Origin of the sequence: Vreelandella lionensis, from assembly GCF_044543515.1 — a bacterium.
GTDB classification, from domain to species: domain Bacteria; phylum Pseudomonadota; class Gammaproteobacteria; order Pseudomonadales; family Halomonadaceae; genus Vreelandella; species Vreelandella lionensis.
Map to the genome: position 1 here is coordinate 62407 of NZ_JBITWC010000021.1, position 25077 is coordinate 87483.

22 protein-coding genes are annotated in these 25077 nt (G+C 56.5%); 17 read left to right on the top strand and 5 right to left on the bottom strand.

The window, feature by feature from the left end:
* The first annotated feature begins 65 nt into the window (after positions 1-65).
* Positions 66-1046 carry an EF-P lysine aminoacylase EpmA gene (gene epmA, locus ACIGG6_RS13550; RefSeq protein ID WP_399845100.1) on the top strand — a complete coding sequence of 327 codons (981 nt, stop codon included), beginning with the start codon at positions 66-68 and terminating at the stop codon, positions 1044-1046.
* Positions 1047-1072: 26 nt separating this feature from the next.
* Here the strand turns inward: epmA and asd are convergent, their stop codons facing one another.
* From asd to rsgA, 3 genes are all read right to left on the bottom strand, one after another.
* The gene (asd, locus tag ACIGG6_RS13555) at positions 1073-1915 is read right to left on the bottom strand and encodes an archaetidylserine decarboxylase (protein ID WP_399845102.1); all 843 of its coding nucleotides are present in this window, start codon (positions 1913-1915) and stop codon (positions 1073-1075) included.
* Positions 1916-1925: 10 nt separating this feature from the next.
* Positions 1926-2768, bottom strand: coding sequence for a sulfurtransferase (locus tag ACIGG6_RS13560; protein WP_399845103.1), 843 nt, complete (start codon positions 2766-2768; stop codon positions 1926-1928).
* A gap of 72 nt (positions 2769-2840) precedes the next feature.
* On the bottom strand, positions 2841-3863 hold the full coding sequence (gene rsgA, locus ACIGG6_RS13565) for a small ribosomal subunit biogenesis GTPase RsgA (RefSeq protein ID WP_399845105.1): 1023 nt from the start codon (positions 3861-3863) through the stop codon (positions 2841-2843).
* Positions 3864-4009: 146 nt separating this feature from the next.
* Here rsgA and orn point away from each other — a divergent pair, with 146 nt between their 5' ends.
* Positions 4010-4594: an oligoribonuclease gene (gene orn / locus ACIGG6_RS13570; protein ID WP_399845107.1), complete on the top strand. Its 585-nt coding sequence runs from the start codon at positions 4010-4012 to the stop codon at positions 4592-4594.
* A gap of 3 nt (positions 4595-4597) precedes the next feature.
* On the opposite strand, the gene queG is transcribed toward orn, so the two are convergent.
* The gene (gene queG / locus ACIGG6_RS13575; RefSeq protein WP_399845108.1) at positions 4598-5752 is read right to left on the bottom strand and encodes a tRNA epoxyqueuosine(34) reductase QueG; all 1155 of its coding nucleotides are present in this window, start codon (positions 5750-5752) and stop codon (positions 4598-4600) included.
* Positions 5753-5881: 129 nt separating this feature from the next.
* Between queG and ACIGG6_RS13580 the strand changes: the two genes are divergently transcribed.
* From ACIGG6_RS13580 to ACIGG6_RS13630, 11 genes are all read left to right on the top strand, one after another.
* Positions 5882-7375: an NAD(P)H-hydrate dehydratase gene (locus ACIGG6_RS13580; RefSeq protein ID WP_399845110.1), complete on the top strand. Its 1494-nt coding sequence runs from the start codon at positions 5882-5884 to the stop codon at positions 7373-7375.
* An 11-nt stretch (positions 7376-7386) separates the two neighbouring features.
* Positions 7387-7884: a tRNA (adenosine(37)-N6)-threonylcarbamoyltransferase complex ATPase subunit type 1 TsaE gene (gene tsaE / locus ACIGG6_RS13585; protein ID WP_399845112.1), complete on the top strand. Its 498-nt coding sequence runs from the start codon at positions 7387-7389 to the stop codon at positions 7882-7884.
* Entirely contained in the window at positions 7875-9353 is a 1479-nt protein-coding gene (locus ACIGG6_RS13590) for an N-acetylmuramoyl-L-alanine amidase (RefSeq protein WP_399845113.1), read from the top strand. The genes tsaE and ACIGG6_RS13590 overlap by 10 nt, the downstream gene beginning before the upstream one ends.
* A 48-nt stretch (positions 9354-9401) precedes the next feature.
* On the top strand, positions 9402-11318 hold the full coding sequence (mutL, locus tag ACIGG6_RS13595; protein WP_399845115.1) for a DNA mismatch repair endonuclease MutL: 1917 nt from the start codon (positions 9402-9404) through the stop codon (positions 11316-11318).
* Positions 11319-11351: 33 nt separating this feature from the next.
* Positions 11352-12290 (top strand): tRNA (adenosine(37)-N6)-dimethylallyltransferase MiaA, encoded by a 939-nt coding sequence (gene miaA / locus ACIGG6_RS13600; RefSeq protein ID WP_399845118.1) that lies wholly within the window; start codon positions 11352-11354, stop codon positions 12288-12290.
* A 151-nt stretch (positions 12291-12441) separates the two neighbouring features.
* Entirely contained in the window at positions 12442-12690 is a 249-nt protein-coding gene (hfq, locus tag ACIGG6_RS13605) for an RNA chaperone Hfq (protein ID WP_253502675.1), read from the top strand.
* A gap of 36 nt (positions 12691-12726) precedes the next feature.
* A complete protein-coding gene (gene hflX, locus ACIGG6_RS13610; protein ID WP_399845121.1) occupies positions 12727-14037 on the top strand; it encodes a ribosome rescue GTPase HflX in 1311 nt (436 codons plus the stop codon).
* A gap of 135 nt (positions 14038-14172) precedes the next feature.
* The gene (gene hflK / locus ACIGG6_RS13615; RefSeq protein WP_253502670.1) at positions 14173-15441 is read left to right on the top strand and encodes an FtsH protease activity modulator HflK; all 1269 of its coding nucleotides are present in this window, start codon (positions 14173-14175) and stop codon (positions 15439-15441) included.
* Entirely contained in the window at positions 15442-16326 is an 885-nt protein-coding gene (gene hflC / locus ACIGG6_RS13620) for a protease modulator HflC (RefSeq protein WP_253502667.1), read from the top strand.
* A 190-nt stretch (positions 16327-16516) separates the two neighbouring features.
* Positions 16517-17710 carry an ATP phosphoribosyltransferase regulatory subunit gene (locus ACIGG6_RS13625; RefSeq protein ID WP_253502664.1) on the top strand — a complete coding sequence of 398 codons (1194 nt, stop codon included), beginning with the start codon at positions 16517-16519 and terminating at the stop codon, positions 17708-17710.
* Positions 17710-19008, top strand: a complete 1299-nt coding sequence (locus ACIGG6_RS13630) for an adenylosuccinate synthase (RefSeq protein WP_253502661.1) — start codon at positions 17710-17712, stop codon at positions 19006-19008. The genes ACIGG6_RS13625 and ACIGG6_RS13630 overlap by 1 nt, the downstream gene beginning before the upstream one ends.
* A 111-nt stretch (positions 19009-19119) precedes the next feature.
* Here the strand turns inward: ACIGG6_RS13630 and cobO are convergent, their stop codons facing one another.
* A complete protein-coding gene (gene cobO, locus ACIGG6_RS13635; RefSeq protein ID WP_399845124.1) occupies positions 19120-19719 on the bottom strand; it encodes a cob(I)yrinic acid a,c-diamide adenosyltransferase in 600 nt (199 codons plus the stop codon).
* Positions 19720-19932: 213 nt separating this feature from the next.
* Here cobO and ACIGG6_RS13640 point away from each other — a divergent pair, with 213 nt between their 5' ends.
* From ACIGG6_RS13640 to ACIGG6_RS13655, 4 genes are all read left to right on the top strand, one after another.
* Positions 19933-20418, top strand: a complete 486-nt coding sequence (locus tag ACIGG6_RS13640) for a YajQ family cyclic di-GMP-binding protein (RefSeq protein ID WP_253502654.1) — start codon at positions 19933-19935, stop codon at positions 20416-20418.
* A 77-nt stretch (positions 20419-20495) separates the two neighbouring features.
* Entirely contained in the window at positions 20496-23126 is a 2631-nt protein-coding gene (pepN, locus tag ACIGG6_RS13645) for an aminopeptidase N (RefSeq protein ID WP_399845125.1), read from the top strand.
* Positions 23127-23166: 40 nt separating this feature from the next.
* The gene (gene yegS, locus ACIGG6_RS13650; protein ID WP_399845127.1) at positions 23167-24126 is read left to right on the top strand and encodes a lipid kinase YegS; all 960 of its coding nucleotides are present in this window, start codon (positions 23167-23169) and stop codon (positions 24124-24126) included.
* Positions 24127-24158: 32 nt separating this feature from the next.
* The gene (locus ACIGG6_RS13655; RefSeq protein WP_399845128.1) at positions 24159-24965 is read left to right on the top strand and encodes a hypothetical protein; all 807 of its coding nucleotides are present in this window, start codon (positions 24159-24161) and stop codon (positions 24963-24965) included.
* The last annotated feature ends 112 nt before the right edge of the window (positions 24966-25077 follow it).

Sequence of the window (25077 nt, forward strand, 5' to 3'; positions counted from 1 at the left end):
TCAGCATTTTATTCATAAAGCCACGCGATAATAACGCGTGGCTTTATGCTGTTAGGGAGAAGGGAATGACGGCTAACTGGCAGCCGACAGCATCAATGGAGACGCTGCGTGAGCGCGCGCGTTTGCTTGCCGCTGTACGCGGGTTTTTTGCAGAGCGTGACGTCTGGGAAGTGGAAACGCCAGTGCTAGGGCAGGGGGGCAGCACTGATGTACATTTAGTCTCACTGGCTGCGCTCGCACGAACAGAGAAAGGGCAGCGCAAGCTCTGGTTGCAAACGTCCCCTGAGTTTCATATGAAGCGCCTGTTGGCAGCAGGTAGCGGGCCTATTTTCCAACTGGCTAGAAGCTTTCGTGATGGCGAGGTGGGGTCGCGGCATAATATCGAGTTCACTATGCTGGAGTGGTATCGGCCCGGGTATACGCTGGCGCAGTTGATCGAAGAAACGACCGCATTGGTGATGCAAGTATTGCTGAACTCACCAGGTCCAGTGGTGCATTATCGTTATCGTGAGCTGTTTCACACACACTTAGAGGTGGACCCCTTCACGACCTCGTTGGAGACATTGCGTGCACTAGCTGCAGAGCGAGCCAATATGCCAACAAGTGCCTTGGCTGATGACGGCCGCGATACCTGCCTGGATTTGCTGATGAGCTTGGTGATTGAGCCCCACCTGGGCCAGCAAGAGCTAAGTGTGGTGGTGGATTATCCTGCCAGCCAAGCAGCGCTAGCGCGTCGCCATCAGGATGCCGATGGAGAGTGGGTGGCCTCGCGGTTTGAACTCTATTTGAACGGCGTCGAACTGGCCAACGGCTACGATGAGTTAACCGATGCCGAAGAGCAGCGTCGGCGGTTTAATGATGATAACGAAGAGCGCCGGCGTTTAGGGTTGCCCGCGGTGGATGTGGATGAGCATCTGTTGGCGGCGTTAACCCATGGCATGCCCGCTGCATCGGGCGTTGCGTTGGGAATCGACCGGCTGATTCAGCAGGCGCTGAATAAAGCACGCCTGGAAGACGTGCTCTCATTTTCAACGCCTAACTGCTGAGCGGAGAGTGTGGCAAACAAGCTGCCTTAGAGCGTTTGGGTTGCCAACGATTGGCCCATCTGAACGCTTGTCCCTAGCGCATAATTGTTAAACGTCACGGGGTTGGCAAAGCACATGACCACGGTGGAGCCGAGCTTGAAGCGGCCCATCTCAGCACCTTTCTCCAGCACGATCGGCTGCCCGAAGCGCATGCGCTGAGGGTGGCCCGACAGCGGCGTTACCTGCCCAGACCAGACGGTTTCAATGGCGGCCACAATCATAGCGCCGACCAGCACCATCGCCATGGGGCCGTGCTCGGTATCAAAGATGCACACCAAACGCTCATTGCGGGCGAACAAGCCGGGCACGTAGTTGGCGGTGGCCTGGTTGACCGAAAAGAGTCGCCCTGGAACGTAGATCATTTCCCGCAGCGTGCCTGTTACTGGCATATGCACGCGGTGGTAGTCGCTCGGTGAAAGGTAAACCGTCGCGAAACTGCCGTTCAAAAACTCATCGGCTAGCGCTTTGTCGCCGCCTAGCAGGGTTTGGGCGGAAAACGTATGCCCCTTGGCCTGCACCAGTTTGCCCGCCGTGGTGAGGCGGCCAAACTGTGACAGCGTGCCATCCGCAGGGCTCAGTAGACCTTCGCCCAGTGGGCGAGCATCTGCTTTCAGCGCGCGGGTGAAAAAGTCGTTGAATGTGGCGTAGGCGGTGGGGTCTGGCTCCAGCGCCTGGCTCATATCCACCTTGAAGCGCTTGATAAACGCTTTAATCAGGGTGTCTTTCACCCAGAGGTTGTCGCACTGGGCAAATTTACGCGTCAGGCGCGACAGCGCGTGCTGAGGCAGCGGGTATTGAAGTAGTGAAAAAGCTTTTTGGGAAAGGGTCACAGTAATTTCTTCATTTCTCGATAGGTGTATCGTCGCGGTTGCCCCATTCACCCCAGGAGCCCGCGTAGCCGCGCATATTAAAGCCTAGCGCTTTACCCACTAGCCAGGTAAAGCTGCTGCGGTGGTGGCTTTGGCAGTGAGTGGCAATTTCCATCTCGGGGGTAAGGCCAAGCGCGCCAAGTTCAGTCATCAGTTCCGCATAGTCGCGAATTCTCAAAGCGCGATGGCGATCCATGGCGTCCAGCCAGTCCATATTGACGGCACCGGGAATATGTCCAAGGTGCTTATTGTTGCCACGCTCGCCGTCGAACTCTGCTTTAGAGCGGGCATCCCAAACGGCAAACTGTCTGTCGCTGAGCTTTTCTTTAATCTCGTCGCAGGTAATCGCGGCGCTTGGGTTAAGAATTTCAGCGTGGTATTCGCTAGGTGTGGGTGCGGTGAACTCGGTGCTCTCTTCCAGGCCTGCATCACGCCAGGCGTGAATGCCTCCATTCAGATAGGAGTAGCGGGTGTGGCCGATCAGCTCCAGTGTCCAGAGCAGGCGAGCTGCCCAGCCGCCGCCTTCGTCGTCGTAAGCTACTACATGGGTGTCGCGGGTTAAGCCCAGCGCGCTGAATAACTTGGAGAGAAACTCCACCGACGGCACGTCGTTGGGCACCGGGCCTTCGCCGCGCATCAAGTAGCGAAAATCCAGATAAATGGCGCCGGGAACGTGGCCCTGACGGTAGCTTTCGCCATTGACGGGCACATCGATAATCAGCAGTTCAGGCGCCTGTAAGTGCTCTTGTAACTGCTCCGGCTCCACGATGAGTGGCAATAGATTGTGTTCTGATGAGTGGCTGGCGGTGCTCATATCCGGCTCCCTTAACATTAAGACAACTGCAACGAGGCTAACGACGATGTCGCCTTGGTCATTGCGGGTTCATCACTGAGGATTCAAGCTATCGAGAATACGTCGATAGCTGGCGAAACGCTCTGGATGAATCTTGCCTGCCTCGACGGCGTCCAGTAAAGCGCAGCCCGGCTCATTGCGGTGGCGGCAGTCTCGGAAGCGGCAAAGGCCCAAATAGGGGTGGAACTCGATGAAGCCATCGGTTACTTCCTGCTCGTCCAGATGGATCAGGCCAAACTCACGAATGCCGGGCGAGTCGATCAGTTCGCCATTGCTGACTTCGTCGCTGCGCATGGCATAGAGACGCGCCGTGGTCGTCGTGTGCGTGCCTTTACGCGAATCTTCCGATAGCGCGCCAATACGCAGGGTTTCGTCGGGCAGTAGCAGGTCAATCAGCGATGATTTACCCACACCACTTTGGCCGACGAATACCGAGGTGCGGCCCGCGAGCTGCTGGCGCAACGTATCCAGCCCTTCGGGGTTGGCCGTGGTGGTGCGTACCACCGGATAGCCTAGCTGGTGATAGCGCTCCAGCAGCTGACCGAGTTCGCCGCCATCGTCTGGCAGTAAATCGGTTTTATTCAGCACCAGCACAGGCGCGATGCCGGTGGCTTCAGCGGCTACCAGATAGCGGTCAATCAGGTTGGGGTGGGGCGCAGGCTCGACGGCGAATACAATCAGCAGCTGGTCGATATTGGCGGCTACCGGCTTAAGCTGGCCGCGTGGGTCAGGGCGCTTCAAAATACTGTCGCGCTCTTCACGGGCAACCACCACGCCAGAGCCATCCTGGCCTGCCCGCCAGATCACTCGGTCGCCGGTTACCAAGCCATCTAGGTTGGCGCGCAGGTGGCAGCGTATAGGTGTGCCGTCGGCGTCACGCACTTCCAGCGTACGGCCAAAGTGGGCCATCACTCGACCCGGCTGCTCTGGGCCGTATTCGCCTGCAGAGAGCTTTTCGGCATCCTTGGAATCGCGCTTTTCAGCGCGCTGGGCGCGTTCGGCTTGAATCTTCTCGACTCGCCACTGCTGCTGGCGGCTTAATTTACGTTTGCTCATGACCACCTGATGATCGTTACAATAGACGTCATTGTACCCACCTGGGCGGTCTACTGTCCTGTATGGGGTGCGGGTTAGCGCAATATAAGCGACACTTTTACTTTATTCGCCGATGTCAGGGCGAAACTGGCCAAGGAATGAATGCAATGAGCGAGCAAAGCGGCGCACCGCGTAGCGACCTGTTGGTATGGATTGATTTGGAAATGACCGGCCTGGAGCCGGATAAAGAGCGCATTATCGAGGTGGCTACCCTTATCACCGATGCTCAGTTGAATGTCGTGGCAGAAGGCCCAGTGATCGCCGTCAAACAGCCCGACAGCCTCGTGGCCGGGATGGATGAATGGAACCAGAAAACTCACGGTGAGTCTGGGCTGGTGGCGCGGGTGAAAGCGAGCACCATCGAAACTAAAGAAGCCGAGCGCCAAACTCTCGACTTTTTACGCCAGTACGTGGTGGCGGGCTCCTCGCCGATGTGCGGCAACAGTATTCATCAAGACCGCCGCTTCTTGGAGCGGGAAATGCCCGACTTGTGGGCGTTCTTTCACTATCGCAACTTGGATGTCTCGACCGTCAAAGAGTTGGCGAAGCGCTGGAACCCCGGTGCGCTGGTGGGCTTCAAAAAGCAGAATGCCCACTTGGCGATGGATGATATCAAGGAGTCGATTGCGGAGCTTGCCCATTACCGCAGCACGTTTTTGCGTATTGAAGAAGGGAGCGACGAAGAGGAGTAGCCCTTAGATGCGCGTCGCGATACGCGCATCTCGCTTGTGGCGCTGCTCGTCGAGCGCCCAGGCAACGTGCTCTCGCACCAGGGCGCTAGGGTAAGCTCGGCGTGCCCATAGCGCGGCCTCGACGGCATCACTCCACGGAGCATTGCCTAACCCGACGGCAAGATTACGCAGCCAGCGCTCATAGCCAATGCGGCGAATGGGGCTGCCTGCGGTTTTGTCCAAAAATTCCTCTTCGCCCCAGCTAAACAGCGCAATAAGCGATGCGCGGTCAAGGTCGTGGCGTGGGGAGAAGTCCTCTTCTTGGGTGATTTTTGTGAAGCGTGTGAACGGGCAAACGAGCTGACAGTCGTCGCAGCCATACACGCGATTGCCCATGGCGCGACGGTACTCTAAGGGAATCGCGCCGTGCAGCTCAATGGTGAGATAAGAGATGCACTGGCGCGAATCAACTACCTTATCGTCTACGATAGCGCCCGTGGGGCAAGCGGTGCGGCAAGCGCTACAGCTGCCGCAATGCTCTTGCTCAAAAGGAGCATCGACAGGCAGCGGTAGGTCGGTATACAGCTCCCCAAGAAAGAACAGCGAGCCCGCTTTGGGATTCAGCAACATGGCGTTTTTACCGAACCACCCTAAGCCTGCTTTTTGGGCGAGCGCACGCTCCATCACCGGGGCGGAGTCGACGAAGGCGCGAAAACCAAATTTTCCTACTTCTTGCTCGATGTGCTTTGCTAACTGCGCCAAGCGTTTGCGCATTAATTTATGATAATCACGGCCCAGAGCGTAGCGGGAGACATAGGCACGGTTGGGTTGACCAAGCACCTTGGCACTCTCTACTTCAGCGGGTAAATAGTCCATACGTACGCTGATGACCCGCTGAGTGCCGGGTTCTAGCTCTTCAGGACGCGTACGTTTGGTGCCGTGCTTCGCCATGAAGCCCATCTCACCGTGGTAGCCTTTATCCAGCCAGCGGTTTAGGTGGGCCTCATGGGCCGCTAAGTCCGTGTCGGTAATACCGACCTGCTGAAAGCCCAGCTCGCGCCCCCACTGTTTAATCAGTGCGGCAAGCTGGCGAAGCTGTTCTGCGGATAGCCGTTCGTGAGTCGGGTATTCACGCGACGGCTGGTTGCGAGACAGTGAAAAAGTCGTGGAACTTGGCATGGTAAGTCAACGGTGGAGCGTTAAGCGCGCTATGCTAACGCATTAGCCGCTGCCACAACATGCCGTGCGTGACTAAGCTGACACTGGCTGTGTTTAAGCGTTGATTTAGTACCCTATTAAGGAGCAATCGTGTCTACGTTGAGTACCTCTTCGCTACGCCCTCTTTATAAGGCGTCTCAAGTGCGCGAGCTGGACCGGCGCACCATTGCAGGCGGTATAGAGAGCTTTGCCCTGATGCAGCGAGCCGCCTCTAGCGCTTGGCACAGCTTTCGTTCCCGCTGGCCTCAGGCGCGCAGTGTTACGGTGCTTTGCGGCGGCGGTAATAACGGCGGCGATGGGCATGTATTGGCGGCGCTGGCCATGCAGTCGGGGCTTAAGGTGCAGCGCCTTTCCCTCAAGCCGCGAGACGCGCTTTCTGGCGACGTTGCCCGTGCCGCGGAGCTGGCAACGGCCGCCGGGGTAGGGTTTGAAGAGTGGCACCCGCACACTACGCTTGTCGGCGAGGTCATTGTCGATGCGTTGCTGGGTACCGGGCTTTCCGGCGAGGTCGAAGGTAGCATTAAGCAGGCCATTAAAGCGATAAATACGGCATCTCAGCCAGTGCTGGCGCTGGATATTCCGTCGGGCATTTCGGCAGATACCGGCGCGATGTTAGGCACAGCAGTGGAAGCCACCTGCACAGTAACCTTTATTGGCGACAAAATTGGTCTGCATACCGGTGATGCCCCGGCGTATACCGGCGATATCGATTTTCGCCCCCTGGGCGTCAAAGCCCAAGCATTTTTTGATATTCCGCCTACCGCTTGGCGGCTGGATGATGCGCTGCTAGGCGAGGCTTTCACTCCACGTTCTCGTACTAGCCATAAGGGCAGCTTGGGGCATGTGCTGGTGATGGGAGGTGCGCCGGGCTTTGGTGGCGCAGCGCTGCTGGCCTCCCAGGCAGCAGCGCGCCTAGGGGCAGGAAAAGTAACCCTAGCCACCGCTCAGGAGCATGTAGCGGCAAGCCTAGTTCGCTGCCCTGAGGTGATGGCCCGCGCTGCGCGCAGCGGTGCCGATGCGGCTGAATTGCCATCAACGGCGGATGTGGTGGTAATTGGGCCAGGGCTTGGGCAAGAGTCCTGGGGGCAGGCGATGTTGCAAAGCGCGCTTCAGGCTTCTTCACCGCTGGTGGTGGATGCCGATGCGCTCAACCTGTTGGCAAGCCGCTGGCCAGACCTCCGCCGGGATAATTGGATACTCACGCCTCATCCTGGTGAAGCAGCAAGGCTGCTGGGGTGCTCTGTGTCTGATATCCAGGCCGACCGGCCTGAGGCTGCCCGTGCATTGCAACGCGCTCGTGGCGGTATAGTGATATTGAAAGGAGCAGGCAGCCTGATTGCCGGGCCGAGCGGGTTGGTGGTTTGCCCTTACGGTAACCCAGGTATGGCGAGTGGCGGGATGGGCGATGTATTAAGCGGTATGTTAGGCGCTTTGGTGGGGCAGTTTAATAGCCTGGAGCAGAGCGCATGGCTGGGCGTCATGGCACACGCTTTAGCGGGGGATGAAGCCGCTAAAGCAGCGGGAGAGCGTGGCCTGTTAGCAAGTGATCTGGCATCCTATGCACGAGTGTTAATTAACCCGTGAAGGCGGCCAACATGCAGGTGCAACTGAACGATGAAGTGGCCCACGTAGCCTTTGGCGAAGCGCTGGGCCAAGCGCTAAAAGGTCACGGGCTTGTTTATTTAGAAGGCGACTTAGGGGCAGGTAAAACGACCTTAACGCGCGGCATTTTGCGGGCCTACGGTTATCAAGGGGCGGTGAAAAGCCCCACCTACACCTTGGTAGAGCCTTATGAGCTTGGCGATCAACGTATTTATCACTTTGATTTGTATCGCCTAGCAGACCCGGAAGAGCTGGAGTTCATCGGTGGGCGCGATGTACTGGACGACGATGCGCTATGTCTGATTGAGTGGCCGAGCCGAGGTGAGGGCTGGTTGCCCGCCCCGGATCTGCGTATTCAACTGAGCGTTGCTGAAACTGGACGCGTCGCGCTATTAAACGCCGGTAGTTCTCTTGGCGAAGATGTCATAGAGCAACTGGCGCGTCAGTGTGTCGGGATGCAACAGGAGTGTGGTGTGATTCAATGGATATGAAAAACCCACTGGCTCGTTTAATAGGTCAGTTAGCAACTGGCTGCGCGGTTTTATTGGTAGGTACCGCCACTCTGCAGGCGGCCACCGTTGAGAGCATGCGACTTTGGGCAGCACCCGATCATGCTCGTTTGGTGTTTGATCTTACCGCTGCCGCAGAGGCCAATGTGTTTTCATTAGAAAACCCGTCGCGCCTAGTAATTGATCTTGATGAGAGCCAGCTGAATACCGACGTATCAACACTGCCGCTAGATGGCAGTGCGATTGCGGAAGTGCGAACCGGCGTGCGGGATGGTGGTGGCCTGCGGGTCGTGCTTGAGTTGAATCGTGATATTGAGCCGCGCCACTTTACGCTACCGCCTAATGATCAGTATGGCCACCGTCTCGTGGTGGATTTGGAGTACCCTGGCGAAAGCGCTGTGGAGAACCCTATCGACCCTATTGAGGCGATGATTCGTGACCAGGAGATGCTGGCGCAGCGCTCGGCTCAGGCCCAGTTGCCCGGTGTGGAAGCTGACGTTTCTACACCTACGCCCGCGCAGCCTCCCGTCGAGGTTCAGCCCGCTCAGCCTCACCCGCAGCGTGACATAATTATTGCTGTTGATGCGGGGCACGGCGGCGAAGATCCCGGTGCGATTGGCCCATCGGGTTCTCGTGAAAAGGATGTGGTGCTGGATATCGCCCGACGGCTGGCTGCTGAGGTGAATCGAACCCAAGGCTTCAAAGCTGTGTTGATTCGTGACGGTGACTATTATTTGGGGTTACGCCAGCGTACTCAGCTTGCCCGCGAGCAGAAAGCTGACTTCTTTGTATCGGTACATGCCGATGCGTTTACCAGCCCAAGGCCTCAGGGTAGCTCGGTTTATGCGCTTTCTCAGCGGGGGGCAACGTCAGAAACGGCTCAGTGGCTGGCGGATAGCGAGAACCGCTCCGACTTGATTGGCGGCGTCGATGGCAGTTTGTCGCTACGTGATAAAGACCAAGTACTGCGCGGCGTGCTGCTGGATCTCACCATGACGGCTACGCTTAATGACTCGCTCTCGATTGGCGGGCAGGTACTTGAACAGCTGGGGCGTGTGAACCGGTTGCATAAATCGCGGGTAGAGCAGGCGGGCTTTATGGTGCTGAAATCGCCGGATATTCCCTCGTTACTCATTGAAGTGGGTTTTATCTCAAACCCAGATGAAGAGCGCCGCCTGCGCGACCCGGTGCATCAGCAGGGGCTAGCAACGGCCATTTTCAGTGGTTTGCGCGACCATTTTCAGCGCAACCCACCCCCAGCGAGCCTGCTGGCGTGGCAGCGCGATAATCAGCGTAGCCCCACTGGAAATGAGTACCGCATTCAGTCTGGCGATACGCTATCGGCGATTGCGGTTCGCCATGGCGTACCGGTAAACCAGCTAAAGCAAGCGAACGACTTGAATGGCGATGTGATCCGTGTAGGCCAAGTGCTGCGTATCCCCAGTTCTTAATACGAGCTTTTAATAGACTGCTTTGATGATGAGCTTCTGAGGTGTTGGTTGACTGAATTAAACTCGCTGTCTGGCCGTATCCATGTGCTCGACCCCCGCCTAGCTAACCAGATTGCGGCGGGGGAGGTGGTCGAGCGCCCCTCATCAGTGACAAAAGAGCTGATTGAGAACGCCATTGATGCGGGTAGTCAGCGTATTGAAGTAGAGATCGAGCAGGGCGGTGCCCGGTTAATTAAAGTGCGCGACGATGGCATCGGCATTGGTGAGCAAGACTTGCCGCTAGCGCTCGCCCGCCATGCCACCAGCAAAATTAATAGCCTAGAAGACCTAGAGGGTGTCAGTTCGCTGGGCTTTCGAGGTGAAGCGTTGGCCTCAATTAGCTCCGTCTCACGTTTAGAACTGGTCTCTAATGCTGACGAAGACCCCCGCCAAGGGTGGCGGGTGGTTGCTGAAGGGCGGGGCATGGAGGCCAAGGTGACGCCAGCGCCGCACCCCCGGGGCACTAGCGTTTCTGTGCGCGATCTGTTTTTTAATACGCCAGCACGGCGCAAGTTCTTGCGCACTGAAAAGACCGAGTTTGCCCACGTGGAAGAGGCGTTTCGTCGTCAAGCGCTGTCGCGCTACGACATTGCCTGGGTACTGAGGCACAATCAAAAAGTGGTGCACCAGCTGCCGCCGGGCAATACGCCCACTGCGCGCGAGCGCCGTATTGCCTCGCTGCTGGGCAAGAACTTTATCGAACACGCCCGCTATATCGAGCGCGAAGCAGGCGGCCTGCGCCTAAGCGGCTGGGTAGGTCTTCCAACCCACTCCCGCTCTCAAGCAGACCAACAGTACTTTTTCGTGAATGGCCGGGTCGTGCGTGACCGCTTAGTGGCGCATGCGGTGCGTCAAGCCTACCGGGACGTGTTGTATAACGGCCGTCATCCGGTCTTTGTGCTTTATCTTGAGCTTGACCCCGACGTGGTTGATGTCAACGTTCACCCCACCAAACATGAAGTGCGCTTCCGCGATGGACGCATGGTGCACGATTTCCTCTACTCCAGCCTGCACCACTGCCTGGCGGCCTCCAAGCCCGCCGAGGAGGAGCCGGCGGCGTCAGACACTCAAGCCAATGAAGTGGTTGAGCCCACAGTGTCTACCGAGGTAGAGCAGCCTGAGCCGCGCTGGCAACAGCAAGGCATGCCGTTATCGGAAGGGCCGGAACGGCACCCCGGCGCTGAGCGCGTGCGCCGTTTTATGCAGGGGTATCAGGCTCTTCATCCTGATCACGAAGAGACGCTGTTAACGCCTCAACCAAGCCCGCCCAGCCAGCGCCCGGCTGCTAACGAAGTGCGCGAAGCGCCGCTGGCTATGCCCGCACATGATGCCACCGCCGCACCGCCGTTAGGTTTTGCACTAGGCCAGCTGCACGGCGTGTATATCCTGGCTCAAAACGCCCAGGGGTTGGTGTTGGTCGATATGCATGCGGCTCATGAGCGGATCGTATATGAACGCATGAAAAACCAACTGGCGGCGGCTAAAGGGATCGATACGCAGCCCCTGTTAGTGCCCGTATCGCTGGCGGCGAGTCGCAGCGAAGTGGCCACTGCAGAGAGCGAACGTGACGCTATTGTTCAGCTAGGTGTCGAGTTGGATGTGGCAGGCCCCGAGACGCTGCTGGTCCGCCAACTGCCCGCACTGCTGGCCCAGGCAGACCCTGAGGCGTTGGTGCGTGAAATGCTCGAAGAGCTAGCTCGATTTGGCCGTACGCATCAGGTAGAAGCGCGTATTCATGAGTTGCTGTCTACCATGGCGTGCCATGGCAGCGTGCGTGCCAATCGTCGTTTAACGCTCGATGAAATGAATGCCCTGTTGCGCGATATGGAACGCACCGAACGCAGCGATCAGTGCAATCACGGTCGCCCTACTTGGACGCAAATGAGCATGAAAGCGCTCGACCGACTTTTTTTACGCGGCCAGTAATGATGAAGACAATAAACGGAGTGCGGTAAACAGATGGCTGATACACGCCCCTGGGCGATATTTTTGATGGGGCCTACTGCCGCTGGAAAAACCGATGCGGCGATGGCTCTACATGAACGGCTGGGGCATCAGCTGATTAGCGTTGATTCCGCCATGGTCTACCGTGGAATGGATATTGGCAGTGCCAAGCCGAGCGCAGAAGAGCTTGCACGCGCGCCACATCGACTGATTGACATTCGAGACCCAGCTGATCCTTACTCAGCAGCGGATTTCCGTGAAGATGCCCTGCAAGAGATGCGGCAAATCAGCGCGGCTGGGAAAGTGCCGCTGCTAGTAGGCGGCACAATGCTTTACTTCAAACGCCTAGTGGAAGGTGTGGCGAACCTGCCCGCTGCGGACGCCGCTATCCGCGAACAGCTTGAAGCGAAGCGCCAAGCTGAAGGCTTAGCGGGCTTGCATCGCACTCTGACTGAGGTGGACCCGGCTTCGGCGGCGCGTATTCATCCTAATGACCCCCAACGGTTAATGCGGGCTTTGGAAGTGTTTTACGCCAGCGGGCGCCCGATGAGCGAGCTGTGGGCCGAGCAGCAGCCGGAAACCTTTCCGTGGCGGGTGTTGTCGATAGCGCTAGCGCCTAATGATCGTAAGATACTTCATCAACGTATTGCCCAACGTTTTGAAACAATGTTGGGTGAGGGCTTGATAGATGAGGTGGCCGCCCTCAGAAAGCGTAATGACATTCATCTAGGCTTGCCATCGATGAAGAGTGTTGGCTACCGTCAAGTATGGGAATATTTAGACGGCGCTTACGATCAAGGTGAGCTGGTGTCACGAGGGGTCATTGCCACTCGGCAGCTTGCTAAGCGTCAGCTCACTTGGCTGCGTAGCTGGCCGTCACTTAACTGGATAGACACTCAGCAACCGGACGCATTGGATAAGCTTCTGAAATTCGTGCGTGAAAGCGGTGCTTAGCGTAAGATAGTGATTTCGTAAGCAAGTGTTTTCGAGTGGCCGGCGAGCGCTTTTGACACACCGGGCCTTTCGGGCAACAAGATTGCGGCGTAGCACCAGTAGGGCACGCCATTTGATAACCAACCCCAACGACAGTTTTAGGGAGAGCAACATGTCCAAAGGGCAGTCCCTTCAAGACCCGTACCTGAACATTTTGCGCAAGGAGCGCATTCCGGTCTCTATTTTCCTGGTAAACGGCATTAAGCTGCAGGGCCAGATTGAATCGTTTGACCAGTTTGTCATCTTGTTGCGCAATACCGTCAGTCAGATGGTTTATAAACACGCTATTTCCACGGTGGTGCCTTCACGCAATGTGCGTTTGCCGGCACAAGACCCTTCAGCACCTGATGCTGAACTCTAACACCGCTGGATAGCAAGAGAGTCCACGAGGTATTGATTGTTTTTTGAACGCCCAGATGCCGGTGAAACGGCAGTACTTGTTCACGTAGATTTCTATGATGAGCAGGCGCGTGAAGACCCGGGTGAGTTCTTGGAGCTTGTGCGCTCTGCTGGCGCAGAGCCCGCGACATTGCTCACAGCCAGCCGACAGCGCCCTGATTCCCGTACGTTTATCGGGTCGGGAAAGCTGGAGGAGCTGCGGGCAATGCTCGCAGCTCATCACGCTGAACTGGTCATCTTCAACCATAGTTTAAGCCCCTCCCAGCAGCGTAATCTTGAGCAAGAACTCAAGTGCCGTGTGTTGGACCGTACCGGTCTGATACTCGATATTTTTGCGCAGCGGGCACGAACCCATGAAGGTAAGCTGCAGGTAGAGCTTGCCCAGCTCGAGTATATGTCCACACGCCTAATTCGCGGCTGGACACACCTTGAGCGCCAAAAAGGCGGCATTGGCCTGCGCGGTCCTGGCGAAACCCAGCTAGAGACTGACCGACGGCTGCTGCGCGGCCGCATTAAATCGATTCATAAACGGCTCGATAAAGTACGCAGCCAGCGCGAGCAGAACCGGCGTGCTCGGGCTCGGGCGGAGATCCACAGTGTTTCGCTGGTGGGTTATACCAACGCGGGTAAGTCGACGCTGTTTAACGCGTTGACCAGCGCTGAGGTTTATGCGGCTGATCAACTGTTTGCTACCCTGGATCCAACGCTCCGTCGGCTTGAAATCGAAGACGTTGGCCCGGTAGTGATGGCCGATACTGTTGGTTTTATTCGCCACTTGCCTCACAAACTGGTTGAGGCATTTCAGGCCACTCTGCAGGAAGCGGCAGAGGCAACGCTGCTAGTGCATGTCATCGATGCAGCCGACCCTGATCGTGAGCTCAACGTTGAACAAGTCGATAATGTACTCAAAGAGATCGGTGCTGATAGCGTACCGGTGCTTAAAGTCATGAATAAGATCGACAAGCTAGACAGCGCCCCGCGCATTGAGCGTGACGGCCATGGCGTGCCAGAGGTAGTTTGGCTGTCTGCTCAGCAGGGCCAAGGGCTTGACCTATTGCATGAAGCTTTGACCGAGCGCCTTGCCAATGACGTGATTGGTTTTTCGCTTACACTGTCACCAGAGCAGGGCAAGTTACGCGCTGGCTTGCATGAGCTTAACGCCGTACGCGAAGAGAGTTTTGATGAGCAAGGGCGCTCCGTGTTGGATGTGCGCTTGCCCAGGCGCGACTTTAACCAGTTGATGGCTCAACTGGGTGAGCGTGCCAATACCTATTTACCAGAAGCATTACGCGAATCTGACGAATGGTAGCCCATCAAGTACCTACTCCACAGTCATTGACTGTGGAGTTGTGGTACAAGATTGATATAGCAACAATATCAAAAGCACCCGGCCTTGCATAAGCACAAGGCAAAGTGCAGGTGAACACCTTAGTGGAGACGAAGTATGGCCTGGAATGAGCCCGGTGGTGGCAACCAGCACGACCCCTGGAGTGGTGGTGGTCGACGCGGTAACAGCGGCGGCGATCGCGGTGGGAGCAATGGTGGTGGCAATAACGGCAATAAAGGTGGCAACAATCAAGGGCCACCCGATCTTGACGAAGCGCTGAAAAAATTCCAAGACAAGCTGAACGGCATGCTTGGCGGCGGCAGCAAGAAAAGTGGCGGGGGCGGTAATGGTAAAAGCGGGGGCGGTAAACCTCGCAATTCCTTTGCGTTGCCGGGCCTCTTGATTATTGTTGCGCTGGCCATTTGGGGTGCCTCAGGCTTTTACTTGGTTGACCAGTCTGAGCGTGGGGTTGTACTGCGCTTTGGTGAGTACCAAGGCATTGTTGAGCCAGGCCTGCAGTGGAATCCACCGCTGATTGATGATGTGCGCATGGTAAACGTAACACGCGTTCGTTCCGTCTCTCAGACCCAGTCCATGCTGACTCGCGACGAGAACATCGTCGAAGTGGAAATCTCTGCGCAGTACCAAGTCGCCAACCCGCGTGACTTTGTACTTAACGTACGTGATCCCGCTCTCTCTATTGAGAATGCGCTGGATTCTGCACTGCGTCACGTGGTGGGTGGAACGGATATGATTGATATCCTGACCTCTGGTCGTGAGATTTTGGGTAGCTCGGTGGCGAGCCGTCTGCAAACATACCTAGATGCCTATGGTGCCGGTATTCGTCTTCAAACCATCAACATCGAATCAACATCTGCACCTGCACCGGTTATTGATGCCTTTGATGACGTTATTCGTGCTCGCGAAGATCGCCAGCGGACCATCAACGAAGGTATGGCTTATGCCAACGCGATCATCCCTGCTGCACAGGGTCAAGCCCAGCGTGTTGTAGAGCAGGGCCAGGGTTACCGGGAGTCGGTAGTCGCTGAAGCGCAAGGTCAAGCCAACCGTTTTAATGCGCTGCTAACTGAGTACCGTAATGCGCCAGAGATCATGCGTGAACGTATGTATCTGGATGCAATTGAAGAAGTGTTTGGTAGCACGCCCAAGGTGCTGTTGGATGTGAGCGAAAATGCTCCGCTGATGTACCTGCCGCTAGACCAGATGCGCGGTAACAGTGGTAGTAACAGCAGTTCAACGACTGATAGCAGTGGCGATAGCAGCAGCGATGCGATTGATCCGCGCGTGCTGGAGTCGCTGCGGGGCAGCCAAAGCAGCTCCTCATCGTCGTCTAGTAATAACCCTATCCGCAGGGAGGGCCGCTAAATGATTAATAATCGATCCCTGCTTATCGTAGGTGGCTTGGCCGCCGTGGCGTGGCTAGCAAGTAACAGCCTATACGTAGTGGATGAAACCGAGCGTGCGGTGAAGCTGCGTTTTGGTGAAGTCATCGAAGAGAATATTCAGCCGGGCCTGCATGCCAAAATTCCGATTGCTCAGACAATTCGTAAATTTGACACGCGTTTGCTGACACTGGATACCGATACCAGCCGTTACCTGACCCTTGAGCAGAAAGCGGTAATCGTAGACTCCTACGTGAAGTGGCAAGTGATTAACCCCACTCGCTACTACGAGGCGACCGCAGGTGATGAGATGATGGCGATTCGCCTGATTCAGCCACGGGTCGATGAGAGTCTGCGTAACGAGTTTGGTCGCTTGAACCTTCAGGAAATCATTGCCGAGCGCCGTGATGACCTAATGACAGGCCCGACAGCAGAGCTTGACGAGCTGATGCGTGAAGAGCTCGGCGTGGCGATTCGCGATATCCGTATCAAGCGTATCGACCTGCCGGAAGATGTCTCTGCCGCTGTGTTCGAGCGTATGCGTTCAGAGCGGGAGCGTGAAGCTCGTGAGTGGCGCGCCCAGGGTCAAGAAGAAGCTGAGCGTATTCGTGCTAACGCCGATCGCCGCCGTCAGGTTCTGCTTGCTCAAGCTAACGAGCGCTCCGAAACCCTGCGTGGTGAAGGTGACGCCGAGGCAGCTGCGATCTTCTCCCAGGCTTACGGCCAGGATCAGGAGTTTTTCGCTTTCTGGCGCAGTCTAAACGCCTATCGTGAAAGCTTCTCTGGCGATGGCAACCTGCTGGTGCTTGAGCCGGATAGCGACTTCTTCCGCTACCTGCGTAGCGCAGTGCCTAATAGCGCTGAGTAATGGCGCGGAACCCCGTCAAGCGGTGTGCTTGGCGGGGTTCATCTAGCGCATAAACGTGATAGACTTTATCTACCGGGCGTCGCCCGGTTTTTTTGTGGCCCTCGTTTCGTGAACGTTTCCACGCAGCGCCTTGTGAGGCTGTTGGTGGTGTCGTCAGAAGGGGCCTTCATCGTCTCGCAGGATTGTTCACATGACCATCGCTGACCGCTGGCTATTGCCCGACGGCATGGATGAGGTGCTGCCGCCTCAGGCAAGCCGCATGGAAGAGCTGCGCCGTGCGCTGCTTGATCTTTACCATTGCTGGGGCTACGACCAAGTAATGCCGCCGCCGGTGGAGTTTTTGGACTCCTTGCTGACAGGTACCGGCACAGACCTCGACCTTCAAACGTTCAAGCTTACCGACCAACTGACGGGTCGCATGATGGGCGCATCTGCCGATGTGACGCCTCAAGTTGCGCGTATGGACGCTCACTCCCTAAAACGCCAAGGCCCGGTGCGTCTGTGTTACTGCACCAATGTGCTGCGCGCAAAGGCCGACCAGCATCAGGGCGGCCGAAGCCCCGTACAGGTTGGTGTGGAGCTGTTTGGTCATGCAGGCTTAGAAGCTGACAGTGAAATTATCCATTTAGCACTGGCCAGCCTTCACGCGGCAGGGGCTGACGAGATTCACTTGGCGTTGGGGCATATTGGCATTTATCGCAGCCTAGTCGAGGCCGCTGCGCTTAGCGATGAGCAAGAGCGCGCGCTGTTTGAAGCACTGGCGTTAAAATCGCCGGGGCAGTTGGCAGAGCAAGTGAATGCTAGCGTCAGCGATCCCGTATTGGCGGATATGCTGATGGCGCTGGGCGAGTTGCACGGTGATGCCAGCGTGCTGGCAGAGGCCCGCGAGCGCTTTGCAGGTGCGCCTGCGCCTGTAACTGCAGCCCTCGACCAGCTAGAAGCGCTTTATAAAGGCGTTCTGGCGCGCTTTGATGTCTCGCTCTATTTTGATCTGGCAGAGCTGCGCGGCTATCAATACCACACCGGTATGATGTTCGCGGCTTACGTGCCGGGTTATGGCCATGCGCTGGCCAAAGGCGGGCGCTATGATGATACCGGGCGCGCGTTTGGCCGTGCACGGCCTGCCACCGGCTTCTCGATGGACCTGAAACAACTGGCATCGCTGGCGCTGGCTTCACCCAGCCGGGGTGCAATTTGGGCGCCTGCCCAAGAAGAAGAGTCGCTTAACGCTGCCATTGTGGCGCTGCGTGAGCAGGGTGAACGCGTAATTCAAGCGCTGCCTGGGCAGCGTACTGGGCCGGCGGAGCACAGCTGTGACCGCCGTCTTGAGTTTATCGATGGTCGTTGGCAGACAACGACCCTGACACAAGAGACGAGTGCATAATGGGTAAGAATGTCGTAGTCCTGGGTACCCAGTGGGGTGATGAAGGCAAAGGCAAAATTGTTGACCTGCTCACCGAATCAGCCTCAGCCGTGGTGCGCTTTCAAGGCGGTCACAATGCGGGCCACACACTAGTGATCGACGGTGAGAAAACCGTTCTTCACCTGATCCCTTCCGGCGTGCTGCGCCCTGGCAAAACCTGCGTGATTGGTAACGGGGTAGTGCTCTCGCCGGAAGCGCTGATCAAAGAGATCCGCGAGCTGGAAGCGAAGGGCGTACCCGTGCGTGAGCGCCTGCGTCTTTCTCCGGCGTGCCCGCTGATTCTGCCTTACCACGTGCGCCTAGACCAAGCGCGTGAGAAAGCTCGCGGCGTTGCCAAAATCGGTACTACTGGCCGTGGTATTGGCCCGGCGTACGAAGACAAAGTGGCTCGTCGTGGCTTGCGCTTGGGCGATATGCTGCACCGCGAGCGGTTTGCCTCCAAGCTGGGTGAAGTGCTCGACTACCACAACTTTGTACTGGTGAATTACCACGGTGAGCCCGCGGTAGACTTCCAGGAAGTGCTGGATAGCGCCATGCAAATGGCCGAAGAGCTGCGTCCGATGGTCAGCGATACGGTCAGTATGGTTCATGACCTGCGTAAAGCCGGTGAGAATATCCTGTTTGAAGGTGCTCAAGGCTCGCTGCTGGATATCGACCACGGTACCTACCCCTATGTGACCAGTTCGAACACCACCGCGGGTGGTACGGCGACTGGTTCTGGTGTCGGTCCGCTCTACCTTGATTACGTGCTGGGTATTACCAAAGCCTATACCACTCGTGTCGGCTCCGGCCCGTTCCCTACCGAGCTGTTTGACGATCACGGCCGTCACCTAGCTGAGCGTGGCCATGAGTTTGGTGCTACTACGGGCCGCCCGCGTCGCTGCGGCTGGTTTGATGCCGTTGCCTTGCGTCACGCGGTACAGATCAACTCGGTATCGGGTATCTGCCTGACCAAGCTGGACGTACTGGATGGCTTGGAAAATATCCGCGTGTGTGTCGGCTACCGCAGCAAAGATGGCGACGTGCTGGATAACCCGGTGGATTCCGAGGGCTACGAAGCGGTTGAGCCGCTTTACCACGATCTGCCGGGCTGGAAAGAATCCACCCTGGGTGCAAAGAAGGTAGAAGATCTGCCTGCTAACGCCCGCGCCTACATCAGCTTCCTGGAAGAGCAGGTAGGCACCAGCATTGATATTATTTCTACCGGTCCGGACCGAGTGGAAACCATTGTGCTGCGCAATCCGTTCGACAGTAAATAATGCCGTAGCGGTGTAGCCGCCATAGAGCAAGCAATTGTAGCTGGCATGAAAGGGGCGTTCCGACGCCCCTTTTGCATGGTTGCATTGAGTGGGTAGCTAAGTAGCTAAGCGTTAAAAATCGATGCCGCGACGTGCCTGCAGGCCGTTGTTGAAGGCGTGGCGCACCTCCTGCATCTCGGTCACTGTATCTGCCATGGCGACCAGCTCGCGGTGTGCATTACGCCCAGTGATAATCACCGTTTGCTCTTTTGGCCGATTAAGCAGCGCGTGTTTAACCGTCTCAATATCTAAATAGCCAAACTTCAGCATGTAGGTGATTTCATCCAACACCACTAAGTAGGTGTCTGGGTCTGCCAACATTTTCTCGGCTTCCTGCCATACTTCCTGACAGGCAATGGTGTCTGCCTCACGGTTTTGGGTATCCCAGGTAAAACCCGTGGCCATAATAGCGACGCTCAGGTTAGGGTCTTCTTCTAACCGATTGCGCTCACCGCACTCCCATAAGCCTTTAATAAACTGCACCACGCCCACTTTATAGCCATAACCCAGCGCGCGGGTTACCGTTCCCCAGGCCGCCGTCGTTTTGCCTTTGCCATTGCCGGTATTTACTAGCAGTAGGCCACGCTGTTCGGTGGCTTGAGCCACTTTGTCATCTACCCGTGCCTTTAGCTTTTCCATGGACGCTTTGTGGCGGGCATCGCGATCGCTCATTATCTCTCCTCGTTCATAGGCCTTTGGTTGATCTGTCAGCAGGTTACGCCAGCTGGGCGCAATTTAACATCGCTGAAAAACGTGCTTGTACAATTTTTACTGCATTTTTGTAACTGTTTTGCAGAACTCTTGTTCGGCTTTTGCTAAGAGAATTGGCCGGTTGGGTGCTTGCTGCTCTAGAATGGTGGGTCATGTATTGTCAGGAATGTTGTCATGCCCTCATTTGATATTGTGTCAGAGTTCGATCAGCACGAAGCCGCCAATGCGGTTGACCAAGCAAACCGTGAAGTACAGTCACGGTTTGACTTTAAAGGCGTTGATGCCAGCTTCGCTCTAGAAGGCGATAAGGTACAGCTAGAGGCCGAGGTGGATTTCCAGCTCAAGCAAATGCTGGACGTGCTGCGTAATCGTCTGATTGCTCGCGGCATTGATGCCCGCTGCATGGACGTTAAAGACGCGGTGCTGTCTGGTGTGAAGGCGCGCCAGGAAGTAGAGCTCAAGCAGGGCCTCGACCAAGCAGAAGCCAAAGATGTGGTAAAGCGTATCAAAGGCAGTAAGTTGAAAGTACAGGCTCAGATTCAGGGCGAGAAGGTGCGCGTAACGGGTAAAAAGCGCGATGATTTGCAGAGTGTGATGGCACTACTGCGCGGTGAAGAGGGGCCTGATTTGCCGCTGCAGTTTGATAATTTCCGCGATTAACGATTATAAGAAATATTCATTGAGTAGCGCAGCGTTTGCGCTACTCGACTACTTAAAGCTTACAGGAGTTTCGCATTATGTCTGATCCGCAGCCGGTTTATTTAAGCGACTACCAGCCGCCCGCCTACCAAGTAACCCATACCGAGCTGACGTTTGATCTTGACCCCACCGCGACCCGTGTTAAAGCACGCCTCACCGTAGAGCGCCACGCCAGTGCCGAACAAACCGCGCCGCTGGTGCTGAACGGCGAGCACCTGACGCTGCACGCGCTCTCGATCAACGGCCAGGCGCTCGCTGAGGCCGATTACCAGCTCACCGATGAGACGCTCACTATTCCTAATGTTCCGGCAGCCTTTACGCTGGAGAGCGAAGTAGAGATTTCCCCCAGCAGTAACACTGCCCTAGAAGGGCTTTATCAATCGAACGGCATGTACTGCACCCAGTGTGAAGCGGAAGGCTTTCGCCGTATCACCTATTACCCTGACCGCCCGGATGTCATGGCCACGTTTAAGGTCACCGTGATAGGTGATGCGCAGCGGGAGCCGGTGCTGTTGGCGAACGGTAACCCAGTTGATCAGGGCACCTTAGAGAGCGGCCGGCACTTTGTGACCTGGGAAGATCCGCACCCCAAGCCCTGCTATCTTTTTGCGCTGGTGGCAGGCGATTTAACCAAGGTCGAAGACCACTTCACCACCATGAGTGGCCGTAACGTGACGTTACAGCTCTGGGTGGAGCAAGAGAATCTCGATAAGACCGACCACGCCATGGCCTCGCTAAAGCGGGCAATGACTTGGGATGAAGAGACCTACGGCCGCGAGTATGACTTAGATCTGTTTATGATCGTGGCGGTGAATGACTTCAATATGGGGGCGATGGAGAACAAAGGATTAAACATCTTTAACTCCGCTGCCGTGCTGACCCACCCCAATACCGCCACCGATGCGGCGTTTCAGAATGTCGAAGGCATTGTGGCCCACGAATACTTCCACAACTGGTCGGGGAATCGCGTTACCTGCCGCGACTGGTTCCAGCTTTCGCTAAAAGAGGGCTTTACGGTTTTCCGCGACCAGTGCTTCTCAGCAGATACCAACTCAGCCCCGGTCAAGCGCATCCAAGACGTCTCGTTTTTCCGCACCGCCCAGTTTGCCGAAGATGCGGGTCCTACAGCACACCCCATCCGTCCAGATCACTTCATTGAAATTACTAACTTCTACACCCTGACGATTTATGAAAAAGGGGCAGAAGTGGTGCGCATGCTGCGCAATTTGCTGGGCTGGGAAGCGTTTCGTCGCGGCTCAGATCTCTATTTCGAACGCTTTGACGGCCAAGCCGTCACGATTGAAGACTTTGTTGGCTGTATGGCCGAGGTGTCGGGCATTGATTTAGACCAATTTATGCACTGGTACTCCCAGGCAGGTACGCCGGAGGTTGATGCCCACGGCGAATACGATTATGCCCACGCAGAGTACCATTTGACGCTGCGCCAGCGTACCCCCGCCACTCCCGGCCAGCCCGACAAGCAGCCGCTGCATATTCCTGTGAGCATGGGCTTAGTGGGCACAAAGTCCGGTCAGGATCTTACTCTGACGCTTGAAGGTGAAAAGCTGGGTAAGGACGCGGTCATTCACCTGACCGACGATGAGCAAACCTTTATTTTCACCGATGTGGCAGAGGCGCCGGTTCCATCGCTGCTGCGCGACTTCTCCGCCCCAGTAAAACTGCACTTCCCATACTCTCGCGAAGATTTGGCCTTCTTACTGACCCACGACAGCGATGGTTTTAACCGTTGGGACGCGGGGCAAAGGCTCGCACTGTTGGCGCTGGATGACTTGATCGCCGCCCACCGCAACGGGGTAGAGAAGGTCATGGATAGCCGGGTGGTAGAAGCCTTTAGAACGCTCCTGACTTCCTCCATGGATGACAAGGCGGTACTGGCTGAGATGCTAACGCTGCCATCGGAAGCCTACATCGCCGAGCAGCAGCCGATTGTCGATGTGGATGCGATTCACGCCGCGCGTGAGTTTGTGCGCCAATCCTTGGCCCAGGCGCTGCGTGATGAATTTATCGCCGTGTATAAAGAGAATGGCACTGATGAAGCTTATGCGCCGACGCCTGAACAAATTGCCCAGCGCAGTCTCAAAAACATAGCGCTATCTTACTTAATGTCCATTGAGGACGACGAGAGTGTGGCACTTTGTGAAGCGCAGTTTGCCGCTGATCATAATATGACGGATGTGCGCCATGCGTTGACACTGTTAGTACACAGCGACCGTGCTGATTTGGCTACCCCCGCGCTGAAAGCGTTTGGTGAAAAGTGGGCACACGACCCGCTTGTGATGGATCAGTGGTTTACGATTCAGGTATCGCGCCCTCAGCCGGACGTATTGGAGCGCGTACAGTACCTAATGCAGCACCCAGCGTTCTCCATCAAGAACCCCAACAAGGTGCGTGCGTTAGTAGGTGCCTTTGCGCAAAATCGGGTCAATTTCCATCGCTTGGATGGCAAAGGGTACGCGCTGTTAGCAGATGTGGTGATTGAGCTAAACCGCCTGAATCCAGAGATTGCCGCGCGGTTAATCACCCCCTTAACCCGCTGGCAGCGTTTTGATGAAGCGCGTCAGCAGTTAATGCGTGCGGAGCTAGAGCGGATCAAACAAGAACCGCTGTCGTCTAATGTATTTGAGGTCGTCGAGAAAGCGCTGGCATAAGGCGAAGCCAGCGAATTAACCATGGAGAGGGAAAGCGCCGGTGACAGATTCACAGCAGTGTTATTTACTGATTATTAACGGTAAGTCTGCCGGAAATCCGGCGCTACGCGAGGCCGTTGAAGCGCAGCGCAAGGCAGGGACGCCGATGATTGTTCGCGCTACTTGGGAAGGTGGCGATGCCGCCGAGTTTGCGGCCCAAGCCGTTGAACTAGGAGCTACCAGTGTGATCGCCTGTGGCGGCGATGGCACGGTAAACGAAGTGGTTAACGGGCTAATGCGTATCCCCCATGACCAACGGCCACCGTTGGGCGTGGTGCCGCTGGGCAGCGCCAATGATTTTGCCACGTCGGTAGGGCTACCACTTGAGCCAGAGCCTGCGCTAGCCGCCGCGGTTAGCCTGACGGCTGTACCTATTGATGTGGTGAGAATGACTGCTGAAGCTGATGGTGAGCAGGCGGTGAGGTACTACGTCAATATGACGACCGGCGGCTTTGGGGCGGAAATTACCTCTTCTACCCCTAAAACGCTGAAGCGCATGTTGGGCGGGGGGGCTTACTCACTCATGGGAGCGCTAAAGGCGTGGCGGCATCGCAGTTATCGCGGCACTCTTCACTGGGGTGACCATGAGCAAGCGGCTTCGCTACTGCTGCTTGCCCTGGGCAATGGGCGCCAATCTGGCGGTGGTCAGGTGCTGGCACCCCGCGCCAAGCTGGATGACGGGCGGTTGGATGTACTTCTGGTGAAAGACTTCCATTCGGTCACTGAGCTTCCTGCGCTGCTAGGTGAGCTGCAGCAGTTCCCGGCGGAAGGGCGCTATGTGCGTTATTTCACTGCCAGTCAGCTAACCGTGACGACTCAGCCCGATGATGAACCCTGGCCACTGACCCTGGATGGTGAAGCCAAGCGCTACGAGCGGTTTAGTGTAGAGGTCGTTCCGCTGGCGCTGAAGGTGTTGCTGCCTGAAGGTTGTGCGCTGCTGTCTGCCAATGATCGCCACTGAACACTTATATACCCGCTAAGGAGCATCATTCGATGACTAACCGATTTTGGATGCCCGCACTGGCCAGCATGGCGCTATTACTCAGTGCGTGTGGAGATAGCGAAGAGGAGTCAGAGGTCGCTCCTGAGGAGCGTCCGGCAACAACGAGCCAGCCAAGCGACACCACGGCTGCCAATGAGGCGCCTGCTGCTGAGTCCGCAGAGAATGAGTCTGATAGCCGCGATGAGGAAGAGGTGCCTTCGCCCACTCAGGTAGAGGATGAGATTGAGGCGCGTCAGGCGGCGGAAGAGTTAGAGCAAGCCGACGCGATGCGTGAAGAAGCGCCAGAGGCCAGTGCTTCAACGCCTAGCGAATCCCTGCAAGCCGATGAGGAAACCCTGGCAGCTGACCCGGACGAAGCATTAGACGAATCCAGTGCGATGCCGGGTGAAACGACCCGCTCAGATGTGGATGACGTGATTGCAGAAACCGAGCGTCGCTTTGAAGAGGCTCAGCGCCAGTTAGAGCAGCAGTTCCAAGAAATTGAGCAGCAGACTCCTGAACTGGCTCCCATGGAAAGCGACCCAATTGAGCCAAGCTGGGAGCGCGAGAGCCGCTTGCCTGATAGTTCTCAGTTAGAGGGAGAGCTAGAGGCCTCGGACGTTGATGCATTGATCGAAGATACCGAGCGCCAGTTTGAAGAGGCCCAGCAACGCCTTGAAGAGCAGTTCCAAGCGTTAGAGAGCGAGCGCCCAGCCAATGGTGCTACGTTGGAGGGCGACGAGAGGCTAAGCATCGAAGAGAGAGCTGAGGGAGGCACGGAAGAAAGTACTGATGAAAGCACTGAACAGTCACCATAAAAAAGGCCCGCTATGGCGTAATGCCAGTCAGTTAAGCCTGACTGGCATTTTTCTAACCGCATATTTTTGTGGTCGTGTCCGAACAGCACGCGGGTATGACCGTTCTCGTCTA

Excerpts from the sequence above, each read along its gene's own strand:
- epmA (WP_399845100.1), top strand. The coding sequence starts at position 66 with ATGACGGCTAACTGGCAGCCGACAGCATCAATGGAGACGCTGCGTGAG.
- ACIGG6_RS13560 (WP_399845103.1), bottom strand. The coding sequence starts at position 2,768 with ATGAGCACCGCCAGCCACTCATCAGAACACAATCTATTGCCACTCATC.
- rsgA (WP_399845105.1), bottom strand. The coding sequence starts at position 3,863 with ATGAGCAAACGTAAATTAAGCCGCCAGCAGCAGTGGCGAGTCGAGAAG.
- orn (WP_399845107.1), top strand. The coding sequence starts at position 4,010 with ATGAGCGAGCAAAGCGGCGCACCGCGTAGCGACCTGTTGGTATGGATT.
- queG (WP_399845108.1), bottom strand. The coding sequence starts at position 5,752 with ATGCCAAGTTCCACGACTTTTTCACTGTCTCGCAACCAGCCGTCGCGT.
- tsaE (WP_399845112.1), top strand. The coding sequence starts at position 7,387 with ATGCAGGTGCAACTGAACGATGAAGTGGCCCACGTAGCCTTTGGCGAA.
- ACIGG6_RS13590 (WP_399845113.1), top strand. The coding sequence starts at position 7,875 with ATGGATATGAAAAACCCACTGGCTCGTTTAATAGGTCAGTTAGCAACT.
- miaA (WP_399845118.1), top strand. The coding sequence starts at position 11,352 with ATGGCTGATACACGCCCCTGGGCGATATTTTTGATGGGGCCTACTGCC.
- hfq (WP_253502675.1), top strand. The coding sequence starts at position 12,442 with ATGTCCAAAGGGCAGTCCCTTCAAGACCCGTACCTGAACATTTTGCGC.
- hflK (WP_253502670.1), top strand. The coding sequence starts at position 14,173 with ATGGCCTGGAATGAGCCCGGTGGTGGCAACCAGCACGACCCCTGGAGT.
- hflC (WP_253502667.1), top strand. The coding sequence starts at position 15,442 with ATGATTAATAATCGATCCCTGCTTATCGTAGGTGGCTTGGCCGCCGTG.
- ACIGG6_RS13625 (WP_253502664.1), top strand. The coding sequence starts at position 16,517 with ATGACCATCGCTGACCGCTGGCTATTGCCCGACGGCATGGATGAGGTG.
- ACIGG6_RS13630 (WP_253502661.1), top strand. The coding sequence starts at position 17,710 with ATGGGTAAGAATGTCGTAGTCCTGGGTACCCAGTGGGGTGATGAAGGC.
- cobO (WP_399845124.1), bottom strand. The coding sequence starts at position 19,719 with ATGAGCGATCGCGATGCCCGCCACAAAGCGTCCATGGAAAAGCTAAAG.
- ACIGG6_RS13640 (WP_253502654.1), top strand. The coding sequence starts at position 19,933 with ATGCCCTCATTTGATATTGTGTCAGAGTTCGATCAGCACGAAGCCGCC.
- pepN (WP_399845125.1), top strand. The coding sequence starts at position 20,496 with ATGTCTGATCCGCAGCCGGTTTATTTAAGCGACTACCAGCCGCCCGCC.
- ACIGG6_RS13655 (WP_399845128.1), top strand. The coding sequence starts at position 24,159 with ATGACTAACCGATTTTGGATGCCCGCACTGGCCAGCATGGCGCTATTA.